Here is a 26,534-nt window from a genome sequence, read left to right as displayed (position 1 = left end):
GCAATGGCTGCGCTTCTTAATTGGGAGCGAGGAAGTTCTGCCAGCTTGTTTGAGCGTATCCAGGGGAAGGGCTTTGGCCCTTCCTCACATAGCCGTGTTCAAGAGCTATTAATCTCAATCAAGCAGCATTTGAACGAAGTCCTCAATTCGCGCCCCGGAGCCTGCCAAAGTGCTGCAGGCCTGGGGGTTATTGATCTCAATGATGCCACGGCAACCACGTCTGATTTCCGTAAGAGTATTGAGCAGGCCATCAAGGAGTGTATTGAGCGCTACGAGCCAAGAATTTCCGAGGTTGCCGTTCAATCCCTGGTGGATCAGGGGGACCCACTGTTATTGAGTTTCCATATCAGTGCTCACGTTGATTTCGACAATATCGGCGATATGGTTGAGTTCAATATCCAATTGGACAGCAACCGCCGTTACTGCCTAAACCAGGAAGCATAATGTCGTTCGAAAAGTACTTCAGGGATGAGCTGGATTATCTCCGGCAGTTAGGGCGTGATGCCGCAATCGAACGGCCGCACCTTGCTGCCTTTTTATCCGAACAGGGTTCCGATCCGGACGTTGAGCGCCTGTTGGAAGGCTTCGCCTTTCTGACCGGCAACCTGCGCGAAAAGATCGACGACCAGTTCCCGGAGTTGACACACGGCCTGCTGAATATGCTGTGGCCGAACTATTTGCGGCCAGTGCCCAGCATGACCATCGTCGAATACACGCCGAACAGCAGTGCACTCACTGAAGCGACGTTGATCGAGCGCGGTAGCCAGATCGAGAGCGTCCCAATTGCGCAAAGGGCGGAACGTGGTGCGTTGCAAAACGACAGCGAAACACACGGGCCCCAGTGCAGCTTCACCCTCTGTCGGGATGTCTGGCTGTTTCCGATGGGCATCCAGGATATCGCCGTCAACAACAGCAACGAACAGGGGATATTGAGCATTCACTTTGGCGCCAAGGCAGAGTTGAACGTGCAAGAAATGCGGCTCGATAAACTGCGTTTCTATCTGGGTGAGGACGGTTACACCAGCACCCAGCTCTATTTCTGGATCAGTCACTATTTCGAACGGGCCGATCTGGTGGTCAATGGCATCACCATTCCGATGCCGGACTTCGATTTCAACCCGGTGGGCTTTGAGCGTGAAGATGCGCTGTTGCCTTATCCGAAAAACGCCTATGTCGGCTACCGTATCCTGCAGGAGTATTTCTGTTTCCCGGAAGGCTTCCTGTTCTTTGACGTGGCTGGCGTGGTGGATTTCCCCGCGCATCTGAAAGCCAGCGAATTCACCCTCAATTTGCATTTCTCCCAGCCATTGCCGCCTGAGGTCAAGATACGGCCAACCACCCTGCGCCTGAACTGCACCCCGGCGGTGAACCTGTTCAAACGCGACAGCGAGGCGATAGCCCTGGATGGCACACAAACCGAATATCCGCTGTGTGCCAGCTACCATCATCCTGAGCGCTACGAGATTTTCTCGGTCGATCGCGTGGAGAGCTGGTTAAGCAAAGATCCCAAGGGCAGCGGGCGTGGGCAGGCCAGAAGCTATCCGGCGTTTGAAAGTTTCCATCATCAGGTGGAACCTGCGCAGGAGCGCAACATGCTCTATTACCGCCTGCGGGTGAGAAACTCGCTGTTCCGTAAGGGCTTTGAGCATTACATCTCCTTTGTGCGCAGTGATGAGACGCAGGTGGCGCTGTCTCAAGAAAACGTGTCGGTCAGCATGACCTGTACCAACCGCGAATTACCGCTGGCGCTACGCGTGGGTGATATTTGCCAACGGACGCAAGCAGGCCCGTCATTTGCCACCTTCCGTAATATTACCCGGCCTTCGGTACCGCTGTATCCGGTGTTGGATGGCAGCCTGCAATGGTCTTTGTTGTCCAATATGTCATTGAACTACATGTCATTACTGGACAAGGATTCGTTAAAACAGATCCTGCAGACCTATGATTTTCCCAGCGTACATAACCGGCAATCCGCTCGGTCGTCGCAAAAAAAACTGGACGCGATTTCGCGTATCGAAACCCAGCCGATCGACAGGTTGTTCCGTGGTTTACCGGTCAGAGGTCTGCAAACCACCCTCTGGCTGGAGCAAAGCGCTTTTGGTTCTGAAGGTGAGCTTTACCTGTTTGGTACGGTGTTGGCACGCTTCTTCTCCCTGTATGCCAGCGTCAACTCGTTCCACCTTTTGAAAGTCATCAATCTTGATAATCAGGAATGTTACCAATGGCCGGTACAGACGGGTCAACATGCATTGATGTAAGCGCGGGTGAAGGCGTACCGCCGGAGCCAGTGCTGGATGTGTCACGTTATAACTTTTACCAATTGGTCGAGCTGCTCAACCAAATGGCGGTAGCGTGGCAAAAATCCCCGGGTTCAGCCAGGCCAGCCGATGAGGCCATCCGCTTTAAATCGACCGCCAGCCTGGCTTTTCCAACCCGTGACGTGATCGCGTTGGAGACTTCCGCTCGCGGCCAGTTTGAGCTGGAAGTCTCTTTCCTTGGGTTGCATGGCAGCCAGTCGCCGTTACCCGGTTACTACCTGGATTCGTTGGCCTGGGAAGATGCCCAGAATGAAAACCGCCTGACGGATTTTCTCAACGTGTTCAACCACCGGCTGTTAACGCTGCTGCATCAGATTTGGCGCAAATACCGCTACTACATCTGCTTTGACGAGGGTGGTAACGATGATGTCTCGCAGCGCATGTTTGCGCTAGTGGGATTAAGTAACGAGGCGATCCGCAAAAAACTGCGCATCCACCACGGCAAAATGCTGGCCTATGCCGGCTTGCTGGCCAGCCCTGGGCGTGCCCCGGAAGTAATTTGCAGCCTGGTGGCGCACTGTTTCAACCTGGCGGATGTGACGCTGCAAAGTTGGCAACTGCGCAAGGTCAAAATTGCCCCGGAGCAGCAGAATCGCCTGGGCGGCAGGGTGAAGGTGAGCGGCCAGAAATACCAGGGGAAATCGGTGCTGGGCGTCAATTTCTCACTGGGATCGCAGGTAGCGGATCGCAGTGGCAAATATCAGTTGTGCCTCAACCAACTGACGCGTGAACAGTTCTTGTCATTTTTACCTAACGGGGAGAATTACGAGCCGTTAGAGATGTTTGTGGCTTTCATTATGCGTGACCAGTTTTCGTGGGATTTACGCCTGGGTCTGGCAGAGCAGCAGGTGGGCGGCATGATCCTGGGGACAGAACAAAACAACCTGCTGGGCTGGACCAGCTTCCTCGGGGAACCCGAGCAACAGCCCCACGTAACCATCAGCGTTATGGAATGACAATCAAGATTCAGGAAGAGAGATCATGGATAAACAGCAACCGACGCTATCATTGCGAGTCGTCAATAGCGACAGATTGGAAAGTGGCAAACCGGCCAGCAGCCTGTTTAATGCACAGGGTGGGGTGGTTGGCAGTGACGGCAGCCATCATTGGTCTATTCAAGATCAGGGCGGCAATATCAGCCCTTCACAGTTTGCCATTGAATGGCGTGATGGGTCCTTTTGCCTGCGGGTGCTCAACGGTGCTGTGAGTATTAACCAGTCGATGCTGACGGCAAACTCCGGTTTGGTGCGCATCCAGCAAGGTGATGAAATCAGCGTGGGCAATCTGGCCATCAAGAGCCATATCAGCCGCTCGAGCGCCGATATGATCGATCCGCTGATGGTTTCGCCAGAATCGCTGGTCTCCAGCTACAGCAACCCGCTGGAAGCGATGATGGAAGGGAGCAATACACAGGTTTCCCACCATGAGCAGGACAACCGCCTCGCCGCCACGGTCGCCAACGGTTTCAGCCACGACCCGCTGCGGGTATTGGAAACCGAGAGCCTGACGATGCACGAACCTCTGAGCGCCCTCACCGGCGCCGATCAATCATTACAACAGGATCGCTACCGCGATCCGCTGTTCTCTTCTCCACTTTCTGATATCACCAAGGACAGTGCCATGGATCAGGAGTTTATCGATCTGCCGCAAATCAGCAGTTTTCTTTCCGGCCAGCAGGCACCGTCAGACAGCAAGATGGAACAGCAGCACGTGGCGATCACGCCGCTGATGCGTGGTTTTGGCGCACAACTGCCAATCCGCAACAGCCAGGAGGCCAATGACTTCCTCGAGGAAGCTGGCAAAACGCTCAGGGCCGCCATTGAAGGGCTATTGGCCTTGCAGCGCAGCCAACACGGCCTGCGGGACAAGCATTTGCGGCCAATTGAAGATAACCCGCTGCGCCTGAATATGGATTACGACACCACGCTCAGCCTGCTGTTTGCCGATCAAAAAAGCCCGGTGCACCTTTCCGCCCCGGCTGCGGTGGCCGAGAGCCTGCATAACCTGCGCCTGCACCATCAGGCCAACCAACAGGCGATTGCCCAGGCGTTGAGCACCATGCTGGAAGCTTTCTCCCCAGAGCGACTGTTGACGCGCTTTAGCCATTACATGCGCAGCAACGAGCGCCAGGAACAAGACTCCGCCTGGGCCTGGGAAATGTACAAAAACTACTACCAGGAATTGGCCTCCAGCCGCCAGCAGGGCTTCGAAAAGCTGTTTGGCGAAGTGTATGAACAGGCTTACGACCAGGCGCTGCGCCAGGGGATGAAGGACAGCGAACGATGAAAGGTGGCAGAGGATACTTTCTGACGACTGCGCTATGCCTGGTGCTGATGCTGTCAGGATGCACGATATGGAAAAACAAGAAGCCGGAGCGCGTTACCGAGCAGCCTTCTACGCTGCGCTTAACGCTGCTGGCGGACGCGAACATCAACCCCAATGAGAAAGGTGAGGCCGCGCCGACCGAGATTGCGGTGGTGTACCTGAGCGACGATTCCAAACTGTTGGCGGCCGATTACGACCAGCTCGACACGGATATATTGAAGAAAACGCTCAGTAAGAACTACATCGACCACCAGGAATACACCCTGCTGCCGAGCCAATATAAACCGTTACCCGCCATTGAGCTGGAAGAGAAGACCCACTATCTGGGGGTGATTGCCTACTATGCCGACGTTGATCGCGCTGAATGGAAAAAAATCATCAAGCTCAGCGATGTTGGTCATAACTACGGCGTGCTGATCCACGTTAAAGCGGATGAAATCGACTTAAGGAAAGAGGAAGAATAACCATGCCGACCAAGAATCGGGTGATCTGGCGCGAAGGCCTGTTCATTAAGCCACAACACTTTCAACAGCAACAAAGACATAACGATTATCAGCTGCAGCGCCGCATCACCGCGCTGACCAATTACACCTATGGCTTCCACTCGCTGCAGATCAATCAGGAACTGCTCAAGCTGGGGCGTATCGGCTTGACCAACGCCAGCGGTAGCATGGCCGATGGCACGGTGTTTGATATTCCTTATCAGGATTGCTCGCCCAAGCCGCTGGATGTACTGAACTGCAACGATGCCGCCAGCCGCGATATCTATCTGGCGTTGCCGATGCTCAATGACACCATCAATGAGGTTGCCAGCCCGCACAGCCAACTGCCTGGGGCGATCCGCTACGCCGAACATACCGATGACGTGCGCGATTTGCACACCGACGGCGGCGATGTCAGCCAATTGCTGCTGGCCCAGCTTGCGCCGCGTTTGATGCAGGGATCTGAAGATCTCAGCGCCTATTCCGTGCTGCCGGTCTGCCGCATCAAAGAGAAGCACCCGGACGGCTCGCTGATCCTGGATGAAGAATTTATTCCTACCTGCACCACCCTGCACGCTTCCGTACAGTTGAAAGACTTCATGGATGAAGTGGAAGGCACCTTGGTGGAGCGCGCCCGGTTGCTGGCCAAACGTATCGGTTCGCCGGGCCAGCAGGGGATTGCCGACGTGGCCGAATTTATGATGCTGCAGGTGTTCAACCGCATGCAGCCACTATTCACCCATCTGTCCCATCAGGCAGTGCTGCACCCACAGGATTTTTATAGCCACCTGGTGCAAACCTGCGGCGAGTTGCGCACCTTTACCGACGAATCACGTCTGGCAGGCAGCTTCATCGTCTATAACCATGACAACCTGACCGACTGCTTCCAGCCGCTGTTCCTGGCGATGCGCCAAACGCTCAGCACGGTGCTGACACCGCGTGCCATCTCGGTACAGCTGCATCCGCAGCCTAACGGCATTCGTGTGGGGACGATCAACGACAGCGATCTGTTGCGCAGCGCCGACTTTGTGCTGGCCGTCCGGGCGCAGATCCCGCAGGAACAGCTGCGGCGTCAATTCGTGCAGCAAACCAAGATCACCTCGCTGGAGAAAATCCGTGAGCTGGTTAGCCTGCAACTGCCTGGTGTACCGCTGGTGGCGCTCTCTGCCGCACCGCGTCAACTGCCTTACCATTCCGGCTACACCTACTTCATGTTGGATCGACAAAGCCCGACCTGGAAAGAGGTCCTGCAAAGCAACGCGATTGCCTTCCACGTTTCGGGTGACTTCCCTGAACTGGATATGCAGTTCTGGGCGATTAGGAGCAGCTAATGAAAATGCATGCCGTCACGGATAACCCCGCGCTGCCCGAAACGGAAACCGTCACTTCGTATCGGCAATATCAGCTCCCGCTGCGCGGCGAGAGCCTGAATGCGATGGTGGATGCCGCCACGCCGTTACTCGGCATGGTGCTGCGCTTGAAGGACATGGAAAACCAGCCGCTGCCAGACCAGCTTTATCAGCAGGTGGTGACGGATATCCGCGCCATTGAGCAGTTTCTGCAAACCAAAGGTTACGAGCCAGGGGCGATCGTTTCGTTCCGCTACGTGCTTTGTACCTTTATCGATGAGACGGCGTTAGGGCACGGTTGGAATACGCAAAACGGCTGGTTGCAGCAGTCCTTGCTGGTGCATTTCCATAACGAAACCTGGGGCGGCGAGAAGGTGTACGTCCTGCTGGAGCGCCTGATGGGCGAACCCAAACGTTATCAGGATCTGCTGGAGTTCATCTACCTGTGTTTCTGCCTGGGTTATCGCGGCCGCTACAAGGTGACATTGCAAAACAGCGATGACTTTGAACGGCTGTTCCGTCGGCTGCATCACCAACTGCAACAGCTGCGCGGTGAAGCCCCCGCGACCGTCTTGCACCAGAAACAAAGCCGCACCGGCGGGCGCTATTACCTGAGTAAACGGTTGACCATCAAGCATCTGCTATGGGGTGGCTTAGGCCTGTTGACGGTGATTTACCTGTTCTATGCCATCCAGTTACATGGACAGACTCAGGATATTTTGCAGCAGCTAAACAATTTATTGAGCTAGGAAGCACAGATGATTCAAATTGACTTGCCCACGCTGGTAAACCGCCTTAATCCCATCGCCCGCCATGCCCTGGAGGCCGCGGCGGCACACTGCGTCAGCCTGCAGGAAGCGGAAGTGACGGTCTCGCAGGTATTAATGCAGATGGTCGCCAGCCCCTTAAGCGACGTCAGGGTGATCCTTAATCATGCTGGCGTGGACACTGACGCATTGCGTGAGTCGCTCGATCAACGTATTTCCGGCTATCAGTCGGTCACTCAGGCTTATCCCAGCTTCTCCCCTTTGCTGGTTGAGTGGTTGCAGGACAGTTGGTTATTGGCGTCGGCCGAAATGGATCACAGCCAGCTGCGCGGCGGGGTGATGTTGTTGACCTTACTGCTGAGCCCTATGCGTTATCTCACACCGGCGGCCAGCCGGTTGTTATCCCCGGTGAACCGCGAACTGTTGCGCCAGAACTTTGCTGACTGGACCGCCGATTCCGCAGAAGCCCCTCGGGTAGCGAAAGCGGGTGATAAAACCGCCGCTGCCGCCGCCAATGGTGAAAGCTTGCTGGCGCGCTATGCCAGCAATATGACCGAGCAGGCCCGTAAAGGTACGTTAGATCCGGTGTTGTGCCGCGATGAGGAAATCGATTTGATGATCGATATCCTGTGCCGCCGCCGCAAGAACAACCCGATCGTGGTGGGTGAGGCTGGCGTAGGAAAAAGCGCCCTGATCGAAGGCCTGGCGCTGCGCATCGTGGACGGTCAGGTGCCGGAAAAGTTGTGCAACAGCGAACTGATGACGCTGGATCTCGGCGCGTTGCAGGCCGGGGCTGCGGTAAAAGGCGAGTTCGAAAAGCGCTTCAAGGGGATCATGGCGGAAGTTGCCCAGTCGGCCACGCCGATCATCCTGTTTATTGATGAAGCCCATACGCTGATCGGCGCGGGTAATCAGCAGGGCGGCCTGGATATCTCCAACCTGTTGAAACCGGCGTTGGCGCGCGGTGAGTTGAAAACCATCGCCGCCACTACCTGGAGCGAATACAAAAAGTATTTTGAGAAAGACGCCGCGCTGTCGCGCCGCTTCCAACTGGTGAAAGTCTCTGAGCCGAGTGCTGAAGAGGCCACGGTGATCATGCGCGGCCTGCGCACTATCTATGAGAAGGCGCATGGTGTGCTGATCGACGACGAGGCACTACAGGCGTCGGCGGTGCTCAGCGATCGCTATCTCTCTGGCCGCCAACTGCCGGACAAGGCCATCGACGTGCTCGATACCGCCGCCGCGCGGGTGGCGATCAACCTGACTTCGGCACCGCGCCAGGTGTCGGCATTGAAAACGCAGTTGCATCAGCAGGCGATGGAAATCCAGATGTTGGAGCGTGAGCAGCGCCTCAACCTGAGCCAGCCGGATGAGCGTTTATCGGTGTTGCAACAGCAGCGCGCTGAGATCGAACAGCAACTGGCAGACCTGAATGCCAGTTGGCAAACCCAGCAGCAGTTGGTGCAGCAGATCATCGCCCTGCGGGCAGAGCTGCTGACGCAGGAAGAAAACGCGACGGAAGAGCAGGCTATTAATCTGGCTGCACTGGGCGCTGAGCTGGAACAACTGCAACAGCATCAAACCCTGGTGTCTCCACACGTGGATAAACATCAGATCGCGGCGGTGATCGCCGAGTGGACCGGCGTGCCGTTAAACCGCCTGTCGCAGAGTGAACTGTCGGTGGTTACCGAGCTGCCAACGTATCTTGGCGAACAGATCAAAGGCCAGGAAACCGCGATCCACTGCCTGCATCAGCATTTGCTGACCGCCAGGGCAGATTTGCGCCGTCCGGGTCGCCCAATGGGGGCTTTCCTGCTGGTGGGGCCAAGCGGCGTCGGTAAAACCGAGACCGTATTGCAGATCTCCGAACTGTTGTACGGCGGGCGCCACTATCTCACCACCATCAACATGTCCGAGTTCCAGGAGAAACACACCGTTTCGCGCCTGATCGGCTCACCGCCGGGCTATGTGGGTTATGGCGAAGGCGGCGTGTTGACTGAAGCCATTCGCCAGAAACCCTATTCGGTGGTGCTGCTCGACGAAGTCGAAAAAGCCCATCCCGACGTGCTCAACCTGTTCTATCAGGCGTTCGACAAGGGTGAACTGGCCGACGGCGAAGGCCGCATCATCGACTGCAAGAACGTGGTGTTCTTCCTGACCTCTAACCTGGGTTATCAGACCATTGTCGATCACGCCGAACAGCCGGAACTGCTGGGCGAATTGCTGTACCCCGAGCTGGCGGCCTTCTTCAAACCTGCCCTGTTGGCGCGTATGGAAGTGGTGCCGTACCTACCGCTGGGCAAAGACACGCTGCAAACCATCATCCACGGCAAGCTCAAACGCCTGGATAACCTGCTGCGTCAGCGCTTTAACGCCGAAGTGGTGATTGAGCCTGAGGTAATCGACGAGATCCTGCTGCGCGCCACCCGTGCCGAGAACGGGGCGCGCATGCTGGAGTCGATTATCGACGGGGCGTTGTTGCCACCGGTTTCTCTACTGCTGTTGCAAAAAATGGCGGCAGGTACGGCAATCAGCCATATCCGCATTGCCACGGAGGGAAATGCGTTTACCGCTCAGGTCGAGGAGGCGCTATGAGGCAACGGCTGAAATGCTTACTGGCGCTGCTGGAAAACGATTCGGTCGAGCATTTGGTCCATGGCTTTTTGACGCTGGATCACCACCGTCACGGGTTTGACGGCTTGATGGTGGCGATGTTCAACGCCAGCGAGGGGCAGTTGGAATGTCTGCGCCTGTCTGATGCCAACCGTCGTGCCACGGTGAAGCTGGAAGCCGATATCGAAGACACCAATCACCCGTTGGTGCGGGTGCTGCGTAATGGCGCGCCCGAAGTCTGGTACGCGCTCAATCGCGGAGTGCGCATCGAAGATGACGGCTTTCGCGGCTTTATTGAGGCGTTGCCCAACGGTTGCAGCATGTATGGCGTACCGCTGTTTGATTTCCAGGGGCGGGCCTGCGGGGTGATAGCGGTGTTTGCCGAGGAGATCGATCGATTTGTGGACAGCCGCGGCATGTTCTCCATCTATTGCCAGATTTTTCAGCACCGCCTCAACAAGCTGCAAGAGGTGGAGCATCTGCGATCGCAACTGGTCCAGCTGCGTTCGATGTTCAAGGTGCGTGAAAAACAGCTGGATGAGCTGATGGTCTCGCTGAGTACCTCCGACGTTTCCACCTCGCCAGAACTATCACGCGATTACAGCAAGATAGATGACCTGTCTAGTGCGGTGGAGGCGTTTGAAGCCGCGGTACTGACGCAGCGCCAGCGTCTGTACGGCAATGACAAAAACCGCATCGCCGACAGCCTGGGGATCACGCCGCGCACCCTGGGTTACAAGTTGGCGAAATACAGGTGTTAGCTATGAATACGTGGTTATTGATCGGTTCGTTACTGCTTTCCGGCAGCAATTCAGCCACCGAGTGGCTAAGCGGCCTTTCGCTGGCGCAGCCCGAAGGCGATGCGCATCAGTTGGCGTTGCTGATGAACTGCCGCAGTGAAAGCTCGCCGCTGGTGCGTCTGGACTGCTACGACAACGCGTTGTCAGCGGCCAGCGGCGACAACCCAGGTCAGGTACAGGCCGGGCCAGCCTGGCAGCGAGCTATGGCGCAGGAAAAAGGCCGCCGCGATCACTCGACGGCATTCCTGATAAGCGAAGGGCAGGGCAACAACCCGCAGGTGGTGCTGACCACGCCCGCGATTGGTGTGCCGCCACCTCGGCCAGTGCTGATGCTGAGCTGCATCGACAACATTACCCGTTTGCAGATCGCCTTGGTCGGCCCGCAAAAAGACGGTGCGGTGACGCTAACGGCGGATAGCGACAGGTTTAACGTGCAGTGGTTCCTGCGTGAAAACGGCTATTTGCTGGAATCCAGCCGGGGCCTGGCCGGTATTGATGAGATCAAGCGGTTGATGTCGGCGCAGACGCTGACGATCGACGGTACCAACGGCGGGTTACCTCGTCTGACATTTAATATTTCGCAGTTAACGCCAGCGCTGAAACCGCTGCGTAACGCCTGCCACTGGTGAGGACTATGGATAGCACGTCACAACATCCCTGGCATGCATTATTGCTGACACCGCTGACGCCCGAGCAGACTGCCAAGGCGTTGGCCGATGACGATCCGCAATGGGAGCATATCGACAGCCAGATGGTCAAAGTGGGTTCGCTGACCCACAGCTCGCTGAATATCGATGATCTTCAGCAGCAGGCGATGGCTCTGCTGTCGCAAAAAAGCAAAGACTTCCGTTTGGTGGTGCACCTGCTGCGTACCTTGCAGCACGGCGGTGAACCGGGCGACCTGATGCTGGCGATCTCCTTGCTGACCGCTTACGTGCAGAACTTCTGGACCAGTGCCTGGCCGTTGAACCCGCTGCATAAGCGCCGCTTTGCCCAGCAGATCCTCAAGCGTTTTGACAGCGCCAGCGGCAGCTTTAGCCAACGGGCGACGGACGCCCAACGCCAGGATGTGCAAGGTTTGCTGGCACATCTGGCCCAGGTTTGGCACAGCGAGGAACCGGCCCTGGCGAAAGAGGTGGATAGCCTGCGAGCCAGCTACGCGCGGTTGCCTACTCGCACCGTTGAACCGGTGGTTGAGGAGGAAGAACGCCCTCAGTCTGGTTCGGCATCGACATCAGCCTCTGCCGGCAGAACGATCAGCCCCAGCCTGAGCATTGATAACTCCAGCGATAAAGCCTGGCGGCAAACGCTGCTGAAAATGGCGGATTTGCTGTGTGAACTGCACCCCGAGGCCGCCATTGGTTTTCGCCTGCGTCGCCATGCCCTGTGGGGCAGCTTGACCGCGCCACCGATAGCGCAGGCCGACGGGCGCACGCCGCTGGCTGCCGTTTCTGTCGATCGCATGGCCGATTATCTGGGGCGCGTGGCCACTGCGGATCTGGCCCTGTGGCAACAGGTAGAACAGAGCCTGGCTCTGGCACCTTACTGGCTGGATGGCCACGCGCTTTCGGCGCAGATCGCTATTCGGCTGGGATATACAGGGGTTGCGCAGGCCATACGTGATGAACTGAGCGCCTTTATCGAGCGGATGCCGGCGTTAACCACCCTTTATTTTACCGATATGACGCCATTCCTCTCCCCTGAATCTGCCAGCTGGTTACAGCAGGAAACGGGTGCCAAAGGGGGAGGTAACACTATTGAACAGGATGAAATTTGGCAATGCTATCAACAGCAAGGACTGGAAGCCGCGTTACAGATGATCGATCGGCAATCGCAGCAATCCGAACCCAGGGACCGTTTTTACCTGCAATTGCTCAGCGCCCAGTTACTGGAAAAAGCGGGGATGACGGCGCTGGCACAGCAGCACTACCACAACCTGTTGCAGGTGGGGCAGCAAGTGCAGCTAAGCGAATGGGAACCGGCGTTGATCGCCTTGCTGACAGACAAGCAGCGGCAGCTCAAGCCGTGATGGCCAGGGAAGGGAACAGGAGCGTTAACGCATGAAATTGCCCTCATTTATTCATTTTGCCAGACCGGCCATTCCACGCATCAAAGCCTCGGTGCCGGTGGTGCTGGCGCTGTTGGCCTGTATCGGCTTGATTTGGGTCTGGATTTACGGGCCGGAATGGAAGCTGAAGGATTACCAACCGTTCGAACCTTTGCTGAGCCGCTGGTTGGTGACGGCATTGGTGGTGCTGCTGGCGGTGTGCTGGCTCACCTTCAAAATGGTGCGGCGTTTACAGCAGTTGGAAAAGCTGCAACTGCAGGCCAAAACGCAGGTCGACGATCCGATCCTGGCCGATATCGAACAGCAGGACCAGTATCTGGGCGTCTGGAAGCAGCAGTTGCAACGGCGGCTGAATACCCCGGCTTATCTCTATCGTCTGCCTTGGTACATGGTGATTGGCACCCGCAACAGCGGCAAAAGCACCCTGATCAAAGAAGGCTACAAGCTGACCGAAATCGCCAGCCCGGAACTGACCAGCGTGGAAGACGCCGGTGAGCTGCGCGTACGCTGCTGGCTGGGTGAACAGGCGGTGCTGATCGATCCGGCAGGTGAACTGATCGAGCAGCCAACGCTGTCCATAGTGGGCAAAGCGGCGCTCAATAGCCGCTTGTGGCAAAGCCTGCTCAACTGGCTGGTTGAACACCGTAAACGCCAGCCGCTGAACGGCCTGATCCTCACCGTCGATCTGCATCAATTGCTGACGGCGAACAAGGCTCAGCGCGAAAACATGGTTGCCAGCCTCCATCAGCGTTTGCAGGATGTGCGCCAGGCGCTGCATAGCCAGCTGCCGCTGTACGTGGTGTTTACCAAACTGGACCTGCTGTACGGGTTTGAAGCGATGTACCAGACGCTGGATAAGGCCCAGCGCGAAGCGGTGCTGGGGGTGACATTCAGCCTGAACGCCGCCGAGCCGGAGGTGTGGCGCAAAGAGTTGCAGCAGTTCTGGCAGCAATGGATCGCCCAGTTGAACGGCGCAATGCCAGACATGATGCTCAACGGCGTCGATGCAGGACAACGTAGCCAGCTGTTCAGCTTTACCCGCCAGATGCAGGGCCTGCAAGAGTATGTGGTGCAACTGCTGGAGGGGATCCTCTACAGCGGCGATCATCAACAGCCGCTGTTACGCGGCATCTACCTGACATCTGCCCAACAGCGCGGACAGATGGATGACGTGTTTACCCAGTCTGCCGCCGTGCAGTATCACCTGTCACCGCAGGCCTTCCCAACCTGGCCGGTTGCCGAAACGACCCCGTACTTCACCAAAGAGCTGTTTAATCAGGTGTTGCTGGCGGAACCGAATCTGGCGGGCGAAAACGGCCTGTGGCTGCGTAACTCCAGAAAACGCCTGATGGTGTTCTCCTGCGTGGGGGCCGTGGTGGCGTTGACGCTGTGGGGTTGCTGGCAATACTACTACCAAAGCAACTACCGTGCCGGACAAGAGGTCCTTGCCCAGGCCAAAACCTTCCTCTCGATCCCGACGCCGAAGGGTGACGATCGCTATGGCAATCTGCAGCTGCCGTTGCTGAACCCGATCCGTGACGCCACGCTGGCTTACGGCAACTACCATGAGCGCAACAGCCTGTTGGCGGACATGGGCCTGTATCAAGGCAACAACATCGGCCCTTATGTGGAAAGCACCTATCTGCAACTGTTGCAGCAGCGCTTTGTTCCGGCGTTGATGAGTGGCCTGTTGGAGCAGTTGAATGCGGCACCTCCAGGCAGCGAAGAGAAACTCGAAATCCTGCGTGTGATGCGCATGCTGGAAGACGGCAGCGGCCGCAACGTGGCGCTGGTGGAACAGTTTATGGGCGATCGCTGGAGCCAGCAGTTTAACGGCCAGCGCGAACTGCAACAGCAGTTGATGGGCCATCTGGACTATGCGCTCAAGCACACCGATTGGCGTGCCGCGCGGGAAAGTGGCGATCAGATTGCCATCAAGAACTTTATCCCTTATCGCCAGCCGATCCAGCTGGCACAGCGTGAGTTGAGCAAGCTGTCGATTTATCAGCGGGTGTACCAGAACCTGCGCATCAAGGCACAGGAAGCGCTGCCTCCGGCCCTGAACTTGCGCGATCAGATCGGTGCCAGCTTTGACGACATCTTTATCTCCAACAACGATCGCCTGCTGGTGGTGCCACAGTTCCTGACGCGCAACGGTTTGCAGAACTACTTCACCAAGCAGAATGACCAACTGGTCGATCTGACGGTGATGGACAGCTGGGTGCTGAATCTCAGCAAAAACGTCGAGTATAGCGAGGCGGATCGCAAAGAGATCCAGCGGCAGGTGACCGAGCAGTATATCGGTGACTATACCGCTACCTGGCGTGCGGCGATGAATAACCTGTCGGTCGGTGAGTTTGAAGATCTGCCGCAGGCGATCAGCGCCATCGAGCAGGTGATCAGCGGCGAGCAGCCTTTCCGCCGTGCCTTGCAGACGCTGAGTGATAACACCCGCTTGCCTGCGGTGCCTGAAGCGTTGCAGGGTAAAGAACGCCAGGAACTGATGCAAAAATCCGATTATCAACTGCTGGGCCGCGTCAACCGCGAGTTCGCGCCAGAAACCGGCGTGCTGGTGGAGAACGGTGACAAAGGCAGCGTGCTGCAAAGCGTCTACCAAAAACTGACCGAACTGCACCGTTACCTGCTGGCGATCCAAAACTCACCAGCACCGGGTAAAGCGGCCATGAAGGCGGTACAGCTGCGCCTGGATCAAAACAGCAGCGACCCGATCTTCGAAGTTCAGCAGTTGGCGAAAAACCTGCCGGAACCGCTGAACCGCTGGGTAGGGGATTTGGCCGAGCAAGCCTGGCGCGTAGTGATGATGGAAGCCATCCAATCGTTGGAAGTCGAGTGGAACGAAACGGTGGTGAAGCAGTATCACACCTACCTGGCTGGCCGTTATCCGTTCGATCCTAAATCTCAGCAGGACGTGCCGCTGAGCGAGTTTGAACGCTTCTTCGGCCCGAAAGGCACCCTGGACAGCTTCTACCAGCAGAACCTGAAGCCGTTCGTGGATAACAACCTGAGCAGCGGCAGCGACGGGCAACTGTTAATCCGCCCAGACGTGCTGCAACAGCTGGCGCAGGCGCAGAAGATCCGCGAAACCTTCTTCTCGGCACAAAACGGCCTTGGCACCCAGTTCGCTATCGAACCGGTGGTGCTGAGCGGCAACAAACGCCGCAGCGTGCTGAATCTGGATGGGCAGTTGCTGGATTACGCCCATGGCCGTAGCAACATGGTGCATCTGGTTTGGCCTAACTCCATGCGGGCCGGGGTAGAAAGCAAGGTAACGCTGGTCCCGGATGAAAACGGCAAGTCCCCGCGCAGCATCACCTTCAGCGGCCCTTGGGCACAGCTGCGGCTGATCAACGCCGGTGAGTTGACCAACGTCGGCACCAACTCGTTCGATGTCCGCTTCAAGGTGGACGGCGGCGAGATGACCTACCGCATCCATGTGGATGAGTCCGACAACCCGTTCGCTGGCGGTCTGTTCAGCAAGTTCACCCTGCCAGACACGCTGTATTAATCGTTGTTATCCCGTCTCTCTGCCGCGCTTGGCAGAGAGACGCTTTAAGGATGAGTCCGCATGAGCGAAGCCTCAGAAAATATCATCATTCAAACCGGCGGCGATCCGCGCCATTGGCCGGAGTTCAGCGCCATTCGTGAAGAGATCAACAAGATCAACCACCCGGCGCGGCCAGAGGTTAACTGGCGGCTGATTGAGTCGCTGGCGTTGACGCTGTTCCGTACCAACGGGGTCGATCTGCAAACCACGGTGTACTACGCCCTGGCGCGTACCCAAAAGCACGGGCTGGCCGGGTTTACCGAAAGCTGCGAGCTGTTGGCGGGCATGGTCGTTAGCCAATGGGAGCGACTGTGGCCAGAGCAGCCCCAGGCCCGCTCGGAAATACTGGAGTGGTTCAACGCCCGCGTCGGTAGCCAACTGCGCCAGCACGAGTTCGGCATTGACGACCTGCGCCTGGTGTATCGCGCCGAGCGGGCACTGCAACTGCTGTGCGACAAACTGCAGCAGGTCGAGCTAAAGCGCGTACCGCGCATTGAAAACCTGCTGTACCTGATGCAGAACACCGCCAAACGGCTGGAAGCCGCCCATGAAGCGGCCAAACAGCCGCCAGCGCAACCGCTGAAGATGCCCTCGATGGTGTATCTCTCGGTGCCCGAAGCGGAGCCGATCCGCACCCTGTTCTCAGGGGAAAAACCGGCCGCGAATGAACCGCCTCCGGCCTACGAAGAACCCGTGCCGCCGCCAAAAGAACAACCGCTGCCCAATGTGGAAGTGCGTTTTGCCGCGGCACCGCCGGTCGCCCCTGTGGCCACCAAACGTACGTCGGCGGCCTGGGGATTTGGTTGCGGTGTGCTGTGCAGCCTGGTGGTCGCCGGTGCGGCTTACCTGATGCAGGTCAAGCCGATGCAGGAACGATTAGCGGGGTTGTCCGCCACCCCAGAAGGATCGGTGCAGCTGTGGCTGGCCCAACCCACTCTGGATGGCTACGGCCAGCAATTGAACACCCTGGAAAATCTTTCTCCGTTGGCCGGGTTGCGTACCGCCGATGCCTCGGTGGCGCTGGCCAACCAGCTGTGGCCAACCGATCCGGATCAGATCGCTCAGAGCCAGCGCTGGCAACGGTTGCTACAGGCGCGGCTCGGCAGCGAGCGGGCCGACAGCAGCTATTTCCAGGTGCAGCAGCGCTTGCAGGCCCTGTCGGACAAGCTGCTTGAACAGGAAAAAATACGCGGCAGCCTGACGCTTTCCTATCTGAAAACGCAGGTTTATCAGATGCAAAGTGAACTGAACCGTGAAACGCCGCTGGAAGAGATGCTGCGGCAGTTGGCGGTTTCGGTGGAACAACAACAACCGGCTTCACCGGTGCTGCTCAAGCAGATAGACGAGCGCTGGAATGCACTGCTCAGTCGCTATCACCAACTCACGCAGCAGGCAGCATCTGCCCGCTAACCTCCAGGAAGGAAAAGATATGTTTGCTGATGACAAGAAAAATGCCCCCAAGGGGGGCGTGCAGCCGAAGAACATTGTGGCCACGGAGACGCCGTCAGTCAGTGGCGATCAGGTGGTCGATATGGTGGGAGCCGCGGCTGGCGCTGTCGGCGGCAAGGCGGGTAAGGTGGTATCGCAGGCGGCGGATATTGCCAAAAAGGCAGGTTCGATAGCCTCATCCGTAGGCATCAATCCGAAGAACATTGTCAGCGGGGGGAGCGCAGCGGGCATCGCCTCATCCGCAGGTGTGAAGCCGATGAACATTGTCAGCAGTGGTAGTGCCGCGGGCATGGCCTCATCTGCGGGCGTGAAGCCGATGAACTTTGCCAGCGGCGGTAGCGCCACTGCGATGGCGTCCTCGGCTGCCAGTGCCCTGATGGGCGGCGCGGAACCGAGCGGGTTGCAGTTTACGCTCTCCACGGCGAACCTGCCTCCGCAGACCTTTGTGGTGGTGGATTTCAGCCTGACCGAGATGCTCTCCTCACCGTTCGTGCTGAACGTAGGCCTGGCCAGTGCCGATCCGGCCATCGACTTTGCCGCGGTGCTGGATGAGGATGCGACGCTGGAGATCAAGCGTGAAGGGGTGTTGCAACGCAGCATCACCGGCATGGTGGCGAGCTTTGAACAGGGCGATACCGGCCTGCACCAGACTCGTTACAGCATGGTGATCCGCCCGGCACTGTGGCGCACCACGCTGCGGCGCAACTCGCGTATCTTCCAGCAGCAGAGCATTGAAAGCATCATCACCACCTTGCTGAAAGAGAACGGCATCACCGATTTTGCCTTTGGCTTGCGTAACCCCCATCCGGCACGTGAGTTCTGCGTGCAGTACCAGGAATCGGATTTTGACTTCATCCAGCGGCTGGCCGCCGAAGAGGGGATGTTCTACTACTTCGAATACCCCGAAGGTAAAAACATCGTGGTGTATACCGATGACGTAGGCACCCTGCCGCAGGGCGCTGTGCTGCCGTATAACCCGGGCGTAGCCTCACAGGCACTGGAGCTGTGCGTCACCACCTTCACCCGCAGCGCGCAGGTGCGCACCGCCGTGGTGGAGCTGAAGGATTACACCTTTAAAAACCCGCAGTGGTCGGCGGCCTTTAATGAACAGGCCAGCGAACTGCAAAACCAACGGCCAGACTACGAACACTTCGACTTCCCCGGGCGTTTCAAAGACGAACAGCACGGCAAGGCCTTTACCCATTACCGCCTGGAAGCCCTGCGCAACGATGCCAACCTGGGAAATGGGCAGAGTAACGATTTTACCCTGCAACCGGGCCTACTGTTTACGTTGACCAGCCACCCGCGTAGCGATTTGAACCACCAGTGGCAATTGCTGAGCATTCAGCACAGCGGCAGCCAGCCCCAGGCGTTGGAGCAGGAGTCTGGTGGGCAAGGCACCACGCTGAGCAACCAGTTCGTCTTCCTGCCGCACACCCAAACCTGGCGACCGACGCCGATGCCAAAACCGAGCATGGACGGCCCACAGATCGCGATGGTGGTGGGCCCAGCCGGGGAAGAAATCTACTGTGATGAGTTCGGCCGTATCCGCCTGCAATTCCTGTGGGACCGCTACGGTAAAAGCAACGACAACAGCTCATGCTGGATCCGCGTGACCCAGCCGTGGGCCGGGCAGGGTTGGGGGATGCTGGCCATCCCACGTATCGGCCAGGAAGTGGTGGTGGATTTCCTGCATGGGGATCCGGACCAACCGATCGTCACTGGGCGTACCTATCACGCCAACAATATCCCGCCGGGATCGCTGCCTGCCAGCAAGACCCAGATGGCTTTCCGCTCCAAGACCCATAAGGGCGAGGGCTTCAACGAATTACGGTTCGAGGATGCCAAGGGGGGGGAGGGGCTGTTTATGCATGCCCAGAAGGATATGAGTACGACGGTTAAAGATAACCAGACGAACATGGTTGAAAAGGGAAACAGAATACTCACGGTGGCGTTAGGTAATGAAGTCAAGAATATCAGCAAGGGTAGCCTGGTTGAGGATGTCAAATTGCTTCGCAGCACCACTGCTAATTTCGTTCAAGTCAAAGCCGAAGGCGATTCTCCGGGCACACAGCTCTATACGGCAACGCAACAGATTGAACTTGAGGTTGGAGCAGGGAATATCATCATGACCACAGAGTCGATAACGTTGAGTTTTGGCGCGTCGAGCGTTATTCAGTTAAATAAAGACGGAATACTGATCAAAGGTACCGTTGTTGATATCAACCCTGAGTGATCACGTAAAAGAGGCTCTAAAAAATGTATCAGATAAATGAGGGCAGATTTACTGTTCCCGCAGGTTTCGAAGATAAAAGTACCACGGTTTTACAAGGCGTTGGTGGTGATAAACAGCTTAGTTTGACAGTCATCCGTGATGTATTGGAAGAGAATGAAGGCATTAATGAGTATGTCGTGCGCCAACTAGGTGAGCTAAAAAAACGGCTGCCTGGATATAAAATGCTGGATAAGAAAACGGCGTTTTTGGGGGACGCTAAGACCGCCATAGAAGGGATTCAGATTGAAAGTCGCTACAAATACAACAAGTCCGAGGTTTTCCAACGTCAGGCCGGATTTATTGTTAACGATAAAAAAGTACTGGTATTGACGCTGACGCGAAGTTTGCCTTTCGAAGAGCAGGCTGAGCTGTGTTGGCAAGATTTGCTGTCAGGTTTTGAGTTGCGGACGTAAAGCGCACTCATGCAGGCAAGACAGGGAAAATTTAAAAATACTAAGGACAGATATCATGCTTGAAGCGGCACGTTTACATGATGATATTAAACATACTAGCGCATTGGCGGGATTTCTTGCCGGTGCGTTGCTCGGCTGCCTGGTTATCGTTGCGGCGGCCGTTATGCTTTCTGGGTGCGGTTTGGTGGTAGGGCTGGTGCTGGGCCTTCTGGTTATGCCTGCCGCAAAACAGACCGCTTGGGGGTTGGCGGAGCTAGGTAAATCGATAGGCAGCATGTTTTCCAGTGTGGAAGGGAAACTGGTAGAGGCCTCAAAAAATGTCAGGGTCAACAGCCTGGGTGCCGTAAGGGTCGAGTTGAGTACGGCAGCATGCAGCAAGCACTCACCTCAACCCCAGGTAGCGGAAGGCTCTGGCAGTGTGTTTATCAACAGTAAAGCAGCTGCGCGGGTTGACGATAAGCTAACTTGCGGAGCAGCCATTGCCACTGGCTCAACGAATGTTGCTATTGGTGGAGGAACTGTCCGTTATTTAGCTGTTCAGGATGAGGTATCACAAGAGTGGTATGATCGCGTTGGCACTGCGTTCGACGTGGCGGAATTTGTCGGTGGGTTGGCGGGGGCAATAAAACAGGGGTTGACGGCAGGAGCACGTTGCGCGATGAAGTTTGCTGCGGGCTTTGTGGCCGGGGAAGCGCTCAACCACTATGTTGTCGCGCCTGCCATTGATAGTCTGGGGAAAAGCATTGGCGGCTATTTTGGATATCCTGTCGATGTTATTACCGGGCAAAAGTTGTTGTTCGAAGGTGAGGATAACGACTTTATGCTGCCTGCTCATCTACCTCTTTCAGGACAGCGGTATTACCGCAGCGATTTACAGACTGAGGGACTGTTGGGCAAAGGCTGGCTTTCTGAATGGGAGCAACACCTGACGTTCAGCCAGGAGCATGTCATTTATCATGATGCTATGGGAAGAGAAGTGCCCTTTCCTCGCGTAGATGAAGCTGAAAAAATTTATAACTATGATGAAAAGAAATTCATCACTGGTTTACCTGATGGGCGGATTTGCATCTGTGGTTCGGATGACTTCTATTTGATATTTAGCCGTCCAGATGAGGAAGGTAAGGCCCGTTTAGAGAGAATAGAAAACCGCCAGGGACAATGGACGCAACTGATTTATCAGCAGGACAGATTGGTTGCGATAAAAGACAGCAGCCATAATACTTTGCGTTTTGTATATATTCCTTCCAAGCAAGGGATACGTCTGGGTTCAGTCTGGTTTATTGCCGATAGTGAGCCTGAAGAAGCCCACCCGTTAGTCAGCTATGTTTATACGGATGAAGGACAACTGGCCAGGGTATTGGATGGGCAACATCAGTTGCAGCGTGAGTTTGCATATCACGAACAACGGATGACAGAACAGCGTTTGAGAAGTGGTTTAAGAATTACCTATCAGTGGGCACTGATAGGCGAGACCTTCCGTATTATCGAGACCGAGACCAGCTTAGGCGACAAAAGCCGATTTGTTTACAATGATGCTGAAAAAATTACTACGGTATATAAAGAAAAGAACATCCAGGCGCAGTGGCAATATAATGACGCACAACAGGTGTTGGCCTATACCGATTTTGATGGTCGAGTATACCAGATGGAGTACAACGAACAGGCCGAGTTAACGGCAATGAAACTACCTGTCGGTGCGACCATTGGCTGGAAATATGATGAATTAGGGCGTGTCACGGCAGAGATTGACCCAACTGGCCAGCAAACACAGCGTTATTATCATCGTAACAGTTTTAATCTTATCCGTTATGAACTTCCTGATGGTTCTCACTGGAGTACCGATTATAACGAGAAAGGGCTGGCAAGCGTTTATCGTGATCCCCTGGGCAATGAAACCCATTATGACTATAACACTGCGGCCGAACTGACAACGATAACGGATGCCACTGGCGGCGTGGTCAAGTTAAGTTGGAATAAGCGGGGGCAATTACTGGATTATCTGGATTGTTCGGGCAATCTGACGGCGTATAGCTACACGGTATTAGGGCAACTGGACTCGGTCACCGATAGCCTTGGCCAATGCACCCGCTATCGATATGACCAGCAGGGCAACTTGATACAGGCTCTCTTCCCGGATAATACGCAGGAAGAATGGCGTTGGGATAGCCGAGGATTACTGACCCGCCATACGGATGCTGCGGGACAAGTTACACGGTGGGGATACGATACGCAGGGTTTATTGCATACCCACACTGACCGGATCGGGCGTCAGCTCATTTATCAATATGACCGCCATGGGTTGTTGACCAAACTGAATAATGCCAATGGGGGGCAGTACCAGTTCCGCTATGATGCGATAGGCCGCCTGTTAACCGAATTGCGTATTGACGGAACGTCCAAGCATTATCGTTATAATGAGCAAGGGCAACTGGCTCGGGTTATCCACCGTGGCGATAGTCAGGACAAGGGTGTACATCCAAAGTCTGAAACCCTGCTTGCCTACAACCAGACGGGGATGCTGTCAGAAAAAACCACCGCTACAGCGATAACGGCCTATCAATATAATAAAGTGAATGCTTTGATCACGGCTGAGGTTATCCCTACCTCAGCAGGTGTCTTATGTGGCGTCACGCCCCATATCGCCCAATTTACCTATGATGCGGCCGGTCAACTGCTAACAGAGCAGGGGGATGCGTCGTTACTGGAGTACAGTTACGATCCGCTCGGTAATCTGGACGCGTTGAAAATGCCTTATGGCGGCAGCCTTCAATGGTTGCGCTATGGTTCGGGGCATGTCAGTGCCATCAAATTCAATCGCCAGATGGTTACCGAGTTTTCCCGTAATGCGGTCTATCAGGAAGTCACTCGTACCCAAGGGGCATTGACACAATATAGCCGATATGATGAGCGGGGACGGTTGAGCTGGCGCTGTGCGCAGGCCGCACATCATCCCGAAGTGGCAGAATCGGGGCAGGGCAAGTTATGGCGGCGCTATGGTTACGGCCCAACGAGTAATGTTTTGTGGGCAGAGGATGGCCTGCGTGGTCGGGAAAGTTGGCAGTATGATGCAGAAGGCAGGCTAAAAGGCCACCAGGCGACACGCTACGGGATGTTGGTTGATGATGTCTTTACGATGGATGCCGCGGATAATCTGTTGAATAGCCACAGTAGTGGTCAGTACAGGGATAACCGTCTAACGCAACGTGAGGAGTTTAGCTGCAAGTACGATGCCTGGGGCAATATGGTAGAAAAGCGGCAAGGTAATGAACACCATTACTTTGCCTACGATGGCGAACATCGGCTGATTACGGCTCGTGGTGTAGGGCATCAAGGGCGCTATAAGGCCCACTATAGTTATGATGGCTTGGGCCGTCGTATTAAAAAAGAAGTGGAAACGCGAGCCAGTGCGCAGCACGAGCCCGTAACAGTGATCACAGATTTTATCTGGCAGGGATTAAGGCTGTTACAAGAGCGGCATCAGGATGAATGCCAAACTTACCTGTATGATCCGCTCTCTCCTTACACGCCAATAGCGTTGGCGCGACACTACGCAGACTCGGCAGAGGCAGCAAGGGCTGCGACACTTTATTACTACCATACAGAGCTGAACGGTGCGCCGCTGGATGTGACAAATGAAGCGGGGCAAACCGTCTGGTCAGGAGAATATCAGTCCTGGGGGGCGGTAAAACGGCAAACGTTGGCGTTTCTTATGGGTGTGAAGGGCAATGGTAGGATAAGACAACCGTTGCGTTATGCGGGGCAATACCATGATGAAGAAACGGGTTTACACTACAATACGTTTAGGTATTATGATCCAGAGATAGGCCGGTTTACGACGCAGGACCCGATAGGGCTGGCGGGGGGGCTGAACCTGTATGTGTATGCACCGAATCCACTGACTTGGATCGACCCTCTGGGCTTGGCTAATAGGCCTAATAATGGGATGTATAAAATATTCTTTGATCATTCAGTTAATGCATCCAATAGATATTCAAGTGATGCTGTTCAATTCAAAAGAGCAAATGATGCTTTGATTAAACGTCTAAATACAGACGCAGCATTCCGACGAGATATGTTCAACCGTCATCCTGAGTTAAGTAATTGGATGAAAAATGGTAGTAAGAGTAGTAGCCCGGCAGGCTTCACATGGCACCATCATGAGGATCTTAATAGATTGGTTTTGGTCGATAGACTTGATCATAAATCTAATCATGCTTTATATCATCCGGCAGGAAATGGTGGGCGAGATATTTGGGGTGGGGGTGATCCAGGACGGAAAGGAAAACTAGATGGAACTACAGGGAAAGCTTGTTAATTATTAGCATACTTTAAATAGGTGACATATGTTGAATAAAGATAATCAATATAGTTTAGTAGATATCATTTCTGCTATGAAAAAAGCAGACTCACGAGACGATAACTTTTGTTTGTATGGTGAGGTTGATGAACAGTTAAAAACAGACGGAAATTATTATGTGGCAGATTATCCTGATGTGGATGATGATGATAAAGAGATATATCCGCAAATAGTAATTTCAAAGAAATTAAATTATTTATATTCAGGTCAACAGTTTGCAGATGTTGTTGATTCAGTTCTTGAGCAAAAGCCATCAGCGTCACTTGATGATTTTGTGGAAGCACTAAATTATTACTCTGCGAATGATGATTTTCTTGATTTATAGTTATAACAAAGCCGGAAAGATCCTCTCTGGATCTTTCCGGCTATTAGTATCTGTCGTTACGCTAACATATTACCTTGTTGAAGCTGGATCACCACCTTGCCAGGTATTATACTGATCGCCAACGGTTGCCCAGTCAGGCCGCACTGTGTTAGCCAGTTTCCCGCCAGATACAGCTCGCCGTTATCCCGTACCCAGTCCACGCCGATATGGGGGTGAGCATCCACCTCCAATAATAACCGCTCAATCTCTCCCTCATTAGAAACCAACGTTATTACCAACCCATCCCGATACGGCTCTATCTTAAATACAGCCCTCGCCACAAACCCCGCCTTGATAATATCCTCGCCATCGATAATCAGCTCAGGAATAAACCCACCTGTAGTTGCTTGTATAATATGAGTCCCGTTCATACGCTTCCCTCCGCCTGAATAATCAATCTTCCCTGTTCAATATTTACCGTGACCGGCTGTCCGGTTAAAAACCCCAGTTCTTCCAGCCAATACCCCTTGATAAGCAGTTGTGGCGCGGGCTTCTTGATACCTCGGTTGGGCGAATAGCCCACTGTGTAATGACGTGTTGTCTTGGGTGCTTTATTTACGGGGGGGCCTGACTTAGAATCACGCTTAGCCATAATCAACTCCTGCTTAGTTGCTTGTGGTGAGCGGCGTTGGTGTGTTGGTAGCACATCAGCGCCGCGCTACAGATCGCTTATCTCTCTCCTGTAACTGGTAAAACAACCATGCAATTGGTGACAACATCAGCTCACGAGGCTACATTCCCTCATGCGGGTTCAGTTTCCCAATTTGAAAAGCACTTTAATTTACCTTCTCAGTCTTATGGCAGTGCAGATGCTGTTGCTATATCGCATTCGAAAGGTTGGTTAAAGGGCCGAATTCCTAAGGCGCTAAGGTCGGGGTGTTAAAATGAAAAATCCTTGTCAGAATTGTGAGAAGAATATTGATTTTTCAGATATTAAGTCTGTAGAGAAAAATTTAGGTTATTCTTTCCCTGAAGCGTTTGCATCACATTATTTATCTTTTAATGGTGGGGTGCCTTCGAGGGCGTGGTGGGCTTGTGATGATGGTCATGAACCCTTAGAAATAGCCGCTTTTAAACCATTTAAATATCATAAAATGACCAATAATAATCCTAATTCATTGATCGATGGTTGTTATAATGAAATGATTAGAAAAAATGCAATCCCCTCAAACATAATACCGTTTGGAAATGACTGGGGAGGGAATTTTTTCTGCTTAAATAAAGATGATGATAGTGTTGTTTTTTATGCAACAGACTCATTTGACCCGGAAGTATCTATGAGCAAGAATCATGAGGTATTGCAAAAGAAATTAAGTTCTTCCTTTGAAGAATTTATCAATGGATTAGTCGAAGAAGACGATTTAGAGTAAGGTATGTAAGCGTATGGGG

20 protein-coding genes and 1 pseudogene are annotated in these 26,534 nt (G+C 54.7%); 19 read left to right on the top strand and 2 right to left on the bottom strand.

Annotated elements, in window-relative coordinates:
* The first annotated feature begins 3 nt into the window (after positions 1 to 3).
* From tssE to A6U95_RS16085, 17 genes are all read left to right on the top strand, one after another.
* Positions 4 to 444 (top strand): type VI secretion system baseplate subunit TssE, encoded by a 441-nt coding sequence (tssE, locus tag A6U95_RS16165; RefSeq protein ID WP_065685191.1) that lies wholly within the window; start codon positions 4 to 6, stop codon positions 442 to 444.
* Positions 444 to 2,258 (top strand): type VI secretion system baseplate subunit TssF, encoded by a 1,815-nt coding sequence (gene tssF / locus A6U95_RS16160; protein WP_024529703.1) that lies wholly within the window; start codon positions 444 to 446, stop codon positions 2,256 to 2,258. Before tssE ends, tssF begins: the two co-directional genes overlap by 1 nt.
* Positions 2,222 to 3,274, top strand: a complete 1,053-nt coding sequence (gene tssG, locus A6U95_RS16155) for a type VI secretion system baseplate subunit TssG (protein WP_024529704.1) — start codon at positions 2,222 to 2,224, stop codon at positions 3,272 to 3,274. Before tssF ends, tssG begins: the two co-directional genes overlap by 37 nt.
* Before the next feature lie 25 nt (positions 3,275 to 3,299).
* Complete coding sequence (gene tagH / locus A6U95_RS16150) at positions 3,300 to 4,604, top strand: type VI secretion system-associated FHA domain protein TagH (protein WP_065685190.1); 1,305 nt, start codon at positions 3,300 to 3,302, stop codon at positions 4,602 to 4,604.
* Positions 4,601 to 5,107, top strand: coding sequence for a type VI secretion system lipoprotein TssJ (tssJ, locus tag A6U95_RS16145; RefSeq protein ID WP_065685189.1), 507 nt, complete (start codon positions 4,601 to 4,603; stop codon positions 5,105 to 5,107). Before tagH ends, tssJ begins: the two co-directional genes overlap by 4 nt.
* Before the next feature lie 2 nt (positions 5,108 to 5,109).
* Positions 5,110 to 6,456: a type VI secretion system baseplate subunit TssK gene (tssK, locus tag A6U95_RS16140; RefSeq protein ID WP_024529707.1), complete on the top strand. Its 1,347-nt coding sequence runs from the start codon at positions 5,110 to 5,112 to the stop codon at positions 6,454 to 6,456.
* A gap of 5 nt (positions 6,457 to 6,461) precedes the next feature.
* Positions 6,462 to 7,223 carry a type IVB secretion system protein IcmH/DotU gene (gene icmH, locus A6U95_RS16135; RefSeq protein WP_161629438.1) on the top strand — a complete coding sequence of 254 codons (762 nt, stop codon included), beginning with the start codon at positions 6,462 to 6,464 and terminating at the stop codon, positions 7,221 to 7,223.
* Between the two features lie 9 nt (positions 7,224 to 7,232).
* Positions 7,233 to 9,836 carry a type VI secretion system ATPase TssH gene (gene tssH / locus A6U95_RS16130; RefSeq protein ID WP_065685188.1) on the top strand — a complete coding sequence of 868 codons (2,604 nt, stop codon included), beginning with the start codon at positions 7,233 to 7,235 and terminating at the stop codon, positions 9,834 to 9,836.
* The gene (locus A6U95_RS16125) at positions 9,833 to 10,615 is read left to right on the top strand and encodes a helix-turn-helix domain-containing protein (RefSeq protein ID WP_065685187.1); all 783 of its coding nucleotides are present in this window, start codon (positions 9,833 to 9,835) and stop codon (positions 10,613 to 10,615) included. The genes tssH and A6U95_RS16125 overlap by 4 nt, the downstream gene beginning before the upstream one ends.
* Before the next feature lie 2 nt (positions 10,616 to 10,617).
* Entirely contained in the window at positions 10,618 to 11,283 is a 666-nt protein-coding gene (gene vasI / locus A6U95_RS16120) for a type VI secretion system-associated protein VasI (protein ID WP_065685186.1), read from the top strand.
* 5 nt (positions 11,284 to 11,288) lie between these two features.
* Positions 11,289 to 12,683, top strand: coding sequence for a type VI secretion system protein TssA (tssA, locus tag A6U95_RS16115; protein WP_024529710.1), 1,395 nt, complete (start codon positions 11,289 to 11,291; stop codon positions 12,681 to 12,683).
* Between the two features lie 31 nt (positions 12,684 to 12,714).
* On the top strand, positions 12,715 to 16,248 hold the full coding sequence (tssM, locus tag A6U95_RS16110) for a type VI secretion system membrane subunit TssM (protein WP_065685185.1): 3,534 nt from the start codon (positions 12,715 to 12,717) through the stop codon (positions 16,246 to 16,248).
* Between the two features lie 60 nt (positions 16,249 to 16,308).
* The gene (locus A6U95_RS16105) at positions 16,309 to 17,697 is read left to right on the top strand and encodes a VasL domain-containing protein (protein ID WP_065685184.1); all 1,389 of its coding nucleotides are present in this window, start codon (positions 16,309 to 16,311) and stop codon (positions 17,695 to 17,697) included.
* A gap of 328 nt (positions 17,698 to 18,025) precedes the next feature.
* The gene (locus A6U95_RS16100; protein WP_083196408.1) at positions 18,026 to 19,972 is read left to right on the top strand and encodes a type VI secretion system tip protein VgrG; all 1,947 of its coding nucleotides are present in this window, start codon (positions 18,026 to 18,028) and stop codon (positions 19,970 to 19,972) included.
* Between the two features lie 23 nt (positions 19,973 to 19,995).
* A complete protein-coding gene (locus A6U95_RS16095; RefSeq protein ID WP_065685183.1) occupies positions 19,996 to 20,424 on the top strand; it encodes a DcrB-related protein in 429 nt (142 codons plus the stop codon).
* 55 nt (positions 20,425 to 20,479) lie between these two features.
* Positions 20,480 to 24,739 (top strand): RHS repeat-associated core domain-containing protein, encoded by a 4,260-nt coding sequence (locus A6U95_RS16090; RefSeq protein ID WP_065685182.1) that lies wholly within the window; start codon positions 20,480 to 20,482, stop codon positions 24,737 to 24,739.
* A gap of 28 nt (positions 24,740 to 24,767) precedes the next feature.
* A complete protein-coding gene (locus tag A6U95_RS16085) occupies positions 24,768 to 25,106 on the top strand; it encodes a hypothetical protein (RefSeq protein ID WP_065685181.1) in 339 nt (112 codons plus the stop codon).
* A 56-nt stretch (positions 25,107 to 25,162) separates the two neighbouring features.
* Here A6U95_RS16085 and A6U95_RS16080 read toward each other — a convergent pair whose 3' ends face one another.
* Together A6U95_RS16080 and A6U95_RS16075 are read right to left on the bottom strand one after the other, a co-directional pair.
* Complete coding sequence (locus A6U95_RS16080) at positions 25,163 to 25,516, bottom strand: SymE family type I addiction module toxin (protein WP_065685180.1); 354 nt, start codon at positions 25,514 to 25,516, stop codon at positions 25,163 to 25,165.
* Positions 25,513 to 25,737 carry a SymE family type I addiction module toxin gene (locus tag A6U95_RS16075; RefSeq protein WP_065685179.1) on the bottom strand — a complete coding sequence of 75 codons (225 nt, stop codon included), beginning with the start codon at positions 25,735 to 25,737 and terminating at the stop codon, positions 25,513 to 25,515. The genes A6U95_RS16080 and A6U95_RS16075 overlap by 4 nt, the downstream gene beginning before the upstream one ends.
* Positions 25,738 to 25,824: 87 nt before the next feature.
* Here A6U95_RS16075 and A6U95_RS29840 point away from each other — a divergent pair.
* Together A6U95_RS29840 and A6U95_RS16070 are read left to right on the top strand one after the other, a co-directional pair.
* A pseudogene (locus A6U95_RS29840) lies at positions 25,825 to 26,028 on the top strand (HNH endonuclease); the annotation flags it as partial.
* A 1-nt stretch (position 26,029) separates the two neighbouring features.
* The gene (locus tag A6U95_RS16070) at positions 26,030 to 26,515 is read left to right on the top strand and encodes an SMI1/KNR4 family protein (RefSeq protein WP_065685178.1); all 486 of its coding nucleotides are present in this window, start codon (positions 26,030 to 26,032) and stop codon (positions 26,513 to 26,515) included.
* The last annotated feature ends 19 nt before the right edge of the window (positions 26,516 to 26,534 follow it).

Origin of the sequence: Serratia sp. 14-2641 (assembly GCF_001692375.1) — a bacterium.
In the GTDB taxonomy this organism is placed as follows: domain Bacteria; phylum Pseudomonadota; class Gammaproteobacteria; order Enterobacterales; family Enterobacteriaceae; genus Chania; species Chania fonticola_C.
Note: the sequence above shows the minus strand (reverse complement) of the source record. Positions and strands in the feature narration are given on the sequence as shown.